At 64.5% G+C, this 6,000-nt stretch carries 5 protein-coding genes; 2 read left to right on the forward strand and 3 right to left on the reverse strand.

From position 1 onward, the window contains the following. Window positions 1-72: 72 nt before the first annotated feature. From KF708_10665 to KF708_10675, 3 genes are all read right to left on the reverse strand, one after another. Window positions 73-1,515 carry an FHA domain-containing protein gene (locus KF708_10665; protein MBX3413140.1) on the reverse strand — a complete coding sequence of 481 codons (1,443 nt, stop codon included), beginning with the start codon at window positions 1,513-1,515 and terminating at the stop codon, window positions 73-75. Window positions 1,516-1,697: 182 nt separating this feature from the next. Beyond that, a complete protein-coding gene (locus KF708_10670) occupies window positions 1,698-2,510 on the reverse strand; it encodes a hypothetical protein (GenBank protein ID MBX3413141.1) in 813 nt (270 codons plus the stop codon). 294 nt (window positions 2,511-2,804) lie between these two features. Beyond that, entirely contained in the window at window positions 2,805-3,806 is a 1,002-nt protein-coding gene (locus KF708_10675; GenBank protein ID MBX3413142.1) for a DMT family transporter, read from the reverse strand. Window positions 3,807-3,957: 151 nt separating this feature from the next. On the opposite strand from KF708_10675, the gene KF708_10680 reads away from it, so the two are divergent. Both KF708_10680 and KF708_10685 read left to right on the forward strand, forming a co-directional pair. Next, complete coding sequence (locus tag KF708_10680) at window positions 3,958-5,649, forward strand: hypothetical protein (GenBank protein ID MBX3413143.1); 1,692 nt, start codon at window positions 3,958-3,960, stop codon at window positions 5,647-5,649. Window positions 5,650-5,718: 69 nt separating this feature from the next. Further along, on the forward strand, window positions 5,719-6,000 hold a 282-nt coding region (locus KF708_10685), incomplete at its 3' end, for a hypothetical protein (GenBank protein MBX3413144.1).

Below are 6,000 nucleotides of genomic sequence, written 5' to 3' on the forward strand. Positions count from 1 at the left end.
GCCCGGCACGCCGCGGGCCGGCCCTGCCGCAGACGGCCGTCTCCGTACTCATTCGCTCCCGTCGGACGATTCTTACAAAGGTTCCAGACTGATGGCGAAATCCTCGCCCGTGATCTGCGACGAGCGTCCGATCTCGACCCGCTCGCTCTGCTCAACGCCATCGACGGCAAAGGCTCCCGAGCTCTGGCAGTACAATTCGTTCCCCTGTCGCACGAGCACCACGTCTTGGGTCCAATCGCGACAGGTGATGTGGGCCTTGGACGATGGTCCCAGGACACAAGATTCGCCCAACAGGATCACGGCGTCGGCCGCCGGCTGCGTGCGGTGCCGGCTTACAAATTCGATCCGCGCCGTCGAGCTCAGCGGGTGGGGTCGGCGAAATCGCAGCACAACCCCCTCGCCCAGCTCGATCGTGGCGCCGTCGGTGAGCAGGGCGGCTCCTTCGACCGGTCGCCCCGAGACGCGCGTCGGCCGCAGTGCCTCGAGCAGGTATCCCTCGCCGTCACGACGAATGATGGCGTGGCGGCCCGAGAGATCGCCGAGCAGGGGAATCTCGACCTGCTGTCCGGCGATCGGCTGCCCGAGGGTAACTTCGTCCCCATCGCAGACGAGGAAGCCGCCGACGGAATCGACCCACATCAAAAATCTTGCGCCGGCTTTTCCTGACGGGGCATGGCCTGGCTGCGAGTTGTTCATGATGGCTACCGGTGGCGAAGCCTGGCGCGGTCCGGGCAAGGTTACTCGAGCGGCCGCCAGGCGTGGACCGATCATCGCCGAATCGGCCAGCCTGGTCCCGACGGCCGACCATGCGCGGCGGCGGGCCTCGCGAGCCGGGGCATCGCCGGGAGAGAGCACGAGCAACTGCTCGGCGGTGGCGAGGACATCGCTCCAGTTGGCGGCGGCCATCCCCTCGTGCAGCCGCTGCGACAAGCGTCGCAGTTCTGTCGCCTTCAGGCTACAGGCTCGACGACGCTCTTCCAACGTGGTCAGGTCGGGCCGCAGCGCGATCGCGGCCAGCCACTCCGCCTCGGCCTGCGAGAACTTGCCCCGGCGCATGAATCGCTCGGCGTTCGCCACGCGGCGCACGACCGTATCCAAGGCCCTTGCTTCGCGCGTCAGGGCATGCCGGGCGGCGAGCTCTTCGAGCCGATGGAGTGCCTGCTCGGTATGGCCGAGCCGGAGCAGATTTTCGACCTCGCCCAGCAGGCGCTCGATGAGCGAGCGTCTGACGGTGGCAACGTGCCTGGTGTCGGCGCCGAGTTGGGCCCCTCGTTCGAGATCGCGCCAGCCGGCTTGCGTCTCTCCCTTGGCGGCCAGATCGGCGCCGCGATCGACCATGCGCTCCGCGATCCGGTGGCGTAGCTTTTGCGCCTGGTGAAACTCGTCCAGCCCCTCGCGACCGAGAATCGAATGCGCTTCTTCGAGCCGGCCGGCGGCGAACGCCAGCTCCGCTTCACGCAGTTGAATTCGCCAGGCCTGAAACATGGGGAGAGTCTCACCATTGGCAACGTTCATACGCCGAGTGGCACTGTTGCCCCTTGCAGGTCAGGTACCCCGTACCTGACAGCGTTCGACATGGCCAACTCGATAGTTTGTCAGGTACGGGGTACCTGACCTACAAAAACATTCGAGCAATGTCCACCTACCCGACAGGCACTGCTGGCTGGCCCAGCAGTGCCATCGGCCAGTCGCCGTCCCTACGCCGCTTTCGCTTGGGCGACCTTTTCCTGCGGGACATCCTGGCTGCCGGCCTCGAAGTACTCGGTCACCTCGTCGACGATCTCGTCCGGCACCTGTTGGTTGAGCTGAATCTCCCCCTGGTAGGCGCCTTCGCTGTCGACCAGACGCTCGGCCACGTCCAACCGGCTACGCAGCTCGGCGATCAGATCCTTGGCACGGCTCAGGCGGCTGTCGTCGAAGGTGGCGCTGCTCGTGGTCTGGGCGGCTTCGACCAGCTTCAGACGGGCCTCGAGGTTCTGCACCTCGACTTCGAGCTGCCGCTTCGAGGCCAACATGCCGTCGAGCTTTTGCCGGGCCGCGTCGAGGCTAGCGACGCGGGCGTTGTGCATCTCGCGCAGGCTGGCCAACGTGGCGTCGCGGGTCTTGAAACGCTCGAAGCGATTCGCCAGGTCGACCTTCACCTGGTCGCGCGAATAGTTGCGTCCCGAGTAGCTGAACGACACCTGCTGCGTGCCTAGATCGTTCTTCAGACGCAGGATGTTCTCGCGGTCGGCCGTTTGCGTCTGCTCGGCCTTGCCGATCTGCTCGGCGAGCCGCTCGATCTCGACCTCTTCGCGGGCGATGACGTGCATGTTCTTGCGAATGTCGGGCACGATGTCGCGAACCAACTTGCGGGCGCGCTCGATCTCGAACTCGATCGGCACCGCCTCCTTGACCGAATCCTTGACCCAACCGATCGAGGTGCCGACGTAACTGGCGGCGTCTCGGCCAAAGAGAAATAGTCCCAGGAGTGATACTCCCACACCGGCGTAGATGGCCTTCTTGATCATGATCCACGGTCCTTTCTGCTGCGCTCACGACGGGTCTGCGAGGGTCCTTCGGCGGCCACCGCGAGGCGGTAACTAATTGGCCGTAAGGGTTAGTCGCGATCGGCGCGTGAATCTTGGAACGATTCCGCAGAAAAACTTGAGGGAAACCGACGCAACCGAGAAGCGAGTTCAGAACCGCAACGAGGAGAACGAGTTAGAACGACCGCAACCGGATTCCGAGCCCCGCGTTACCAACCTCTTTCGGCCCGCTCCGCGTTTTACTCCGCGCCTCCGCGCGAGCTTTTCTCAGCAGAATCATTCGTCGAGCGGCTCGACCGGCATGCCGACCTCTTCGTGCCGGGGGTTCGAGGTGCGCATGACGAGCAGGCCGGCGATGGTGAGGAGGACTCCCACGGCCAGGGTAGGCGTGAAGGCCTCGCCGAAAACGAGCACCCCGGCCATGGCCGACATGGCGGTCTGCGAGGCATTGAAGGCATTCACGTAGGCCATCGAGAGGACCTGCAGGCTCTTGCCGAGCGAGAAGAAGGCGGCGGCGTTGCACATGCCCGCCATGACCATCGAGAAAAGATCGGCGCGGGTCGTGGCGCGGATTTCTTCCCAGCCCACGACGCCGAGCGTGATCGCGCCGAGCGTTACGGTGCCGGTGAAGGCGATCACCCCGAGCGCGGCCGCCATGGGGGTGTTTCCGCCCGAGACGCGGCGAATGGTGACGTGGCTGGTGGCGTAGGCGAGCCCCGAGATGCAGGCGGCCAGCACTCCCAGTGCGACACTCGATTGGGTGGGCGTGGCGCCGAGCGACGTCGTCCCGACCTCGGCGCGCTCGGTGCCGACGCTAAGCACGAGAATGGACAGGACGAGCACGGCGAGCGAAACGACTGCCCGCGGCGAGATCGGTTCTCCCAGAAAGACACGTCCCATGACGACCCCGGAGACGATGATCGCCCCCAGGGTCAGGGGGACCGTGACCGTCATGCCGACTTGCCCGAGCGCCCATTGGTTGAGCACATTGCCCACGATCTGCACGATGAGACCGGTGCCGACGAGCAGCCCGAGCACGCGCCAGGTGGGCAAGACGTGCTCGCCCCGCAGGCGCCGTCGCGCGAGGACGATCGTGGCCACGAGGACCACCGGCAACGATTTGACGCAGCCCACCCAGGCGGGGTCGCGTGTCTCGGCCACCTGGCGCAGAAAGACGTTGGTGGCCGTGTAGAAGATGGCCGACAGCAGGCCACAGACAACCGCCACCACAAAGGGATCGTGACGCGAGGTAGAGGCAGGCGGCGAGGCGGGGTTCACCCACGCATTCTACGAAATCGTTCCGGCATCTGACGAGGGGCCTTCATCGAGTCCTCACGTGACGCTAGCAAGACGCTACGCGCATGCCATAGACTGAGGCCCGATCGTCCCCCGCGCCGACCGCCTTTAGCCTGGAGCTTATAGTCACATTATGAACGGAAGCTTTGCCCTGCTCGAGATGCTCCATGCCGCGGGGGTCCGCTATTTGTTCGGCAATCCCGGCACGACGGAATTGCCGCTGATGGATGCGATGCTGCAGGACACGCGGATCAAGTACATCCTGGGTTTGCAGGAAGTACCCGTGGTCGGCATGGCCGACGGCTACTCGCAGGCCTCGCGCGGAGTAGGGTTCGTCAACCTGCACATCAGTTGTGGGTTGGGGAACGCGATGGGCATGATCTACAACGCCTACCGCGCGGGCACGCCGCTGCTGATCACCGCCGGTCAGACCGATCGGCGATTGAGCTTCGAGGAGCCGATCCTCTGGTCCGACATGGTGAGCGTGGCGCGCCCCTGGACCAAATGGGCCGTCGAGGTGAATCGCGTGCAAGATCTGCCCTCCGCGCTGCGCCGCGCCGTGCAGACCGCCCTGACACCGCCGACGGGCCCCGTCTTTCTCTCGCTGCCGATGGACATCATGTCCGAGGAAGCGGAGTTGGAACTGACGATGCCGGCGCTGCTTAATACTCGTACGCGGCCCCCCGTCGAGGCGCTGGCCCGCGCGGCCGACGTGCTGGCCGGGGCGAAGAACCCGGCGATCCTGGTCGGTAGCCGCGTCGTCGAGCGTGACGCCGTGGCGGAGCTGGTTCGCGTGGCCGAGCGTCTCGGGGCGCCGGTAATCTCCGAGTCGGGCACGACGCACGGCCGGCTCAGCTTCCCGGCCGATCATCCGCTGTCCGTGCTGGGGCTGCCGCTCTGGTCTCCGGAGGTGAACGCGCGGCTGGCCGAGTACGACGTGCTATTCGTCGCCGGCATGGATCTGCTGCGGCAGTATGTCTACCACGAGCCGCCGCGGGCGCTGCCAATCGCGTCGAAGATCGTTCATCTCGACGAAGATCAGTGGCAGATCGGCAAGAACTATCCGGTCGAAGTCGGGCTGCTGGGGGATACGAAGATGGGACTGGCCGAGCTCGATACGCTGCTCGCCGAGCGGATGAAGCCGGCGGCGGTCGAAGCGGCGAAGAAACGGATTGCCATGCACGGCGAGGTGCAGCGCAAGACGCAGGAGGCGATACGCGCGAAGGCTGTGGAAGAGCGCGCGATGCGTCCTCTTTCGTCCATAACGATGATGTCGGCGTTGGCCGGAATTCTTCCGCCCGACGTGGCAGTGATCGAAGAGGCGGTTACGTCGACGAACACGATGTTCGAGCGTTTGGGTGCTTTGAAGAACACGACGGGTTACTTCGGCCACCGTGGTTGGGCGCTCGGTTGGGGCTTGGGCTGCGCGATCGGCGTGAAGCTGGCGTGGCCCGAGCGGCCGGTGCTGGCGATCCTGGGCGAAGGGGCGGCCATGTATGGCATCCAGGGTCTATGGACCGCGGCCCACTACAAGCTGCCGGTGACGTTCGTCATCGCGAACAACGCGCAGTACCAGATTCTGAAGATCGGCGCCCAGGGACTCGGCCTGCCGGAAGCAAAGGCTGGAAGGTTCCTGGGCATGGACCTTGTCGAACCGGAGGTCGATTTCATCGGTCTGGCCCAGTCGCTCGGCGTGCAGGCCGAACGCATCACCGATCCGGATGAACTGGCGGCCAAGGTGAAGGCCGGGCTGTCGGCCGACGGGCCACGTCTGTTCGACGTGCCGATTCAGCGTGGGACGCCGGCGCGGTTGAATTATGGGTAGACCAACCGGTCTTGACCAGCCCACCCTGCTTTTGGATTATGCCCATCCCTGTTGCCAAGGAGGGCATGAATGAGCGCGCCGGAACAGATTGCAAGCTGGATGTCCACCCACACTCATGTGGACAAGTTCTATCGCCAGAAGTATCGATATCATCCGCGTAGCGACGCTCACTCCAATGCGCTTTGCGCATACCTCGTTGAAGATTTGCTAGCTGCATGTGATGTGCTTCGTGAGCAAGCGCTGACCGATAAGATCGTCTATGGCATCAACGCACGACACACTTTCCCAAACGGTAAAACCAAGACTCTGGACTTGGCAATTGGTACCGTGCGAGAAATCAAGCCCCCGACA

The organism is Pirellulales bacterium, assembly GCA_019636335.1.
GTDB lineage: Bacteria > Planctomycetota > Planctomycetia > Pirellulales > JAEUIK01 > JAHBXR01.

Bases quoted from the DNA above. Each gene is read 5' to 3' on its own strand.
- KF708_10670 (MBX3413141.1), bottom strand. From the start codon at position 2,510: ATGATCAAGAAGGCCATCTACGCCGGTGTGGGAGTATCACTCCTGGGA.
- KF708_10665 (MBX3413140.1), bottom strand. From the start codon at position 1,515: ATGAACGTTGCCAATGGTGAGACTCTCCCCATGTTTCAGGCCTGGCGA.
- KF708_10680 (MBX3413143.1), top strand. From the start codon at position 3,958: ATGAACGGAAGCTTTGCCCTGCTCGAGATGCTCCATGCCGCGGGGGTC.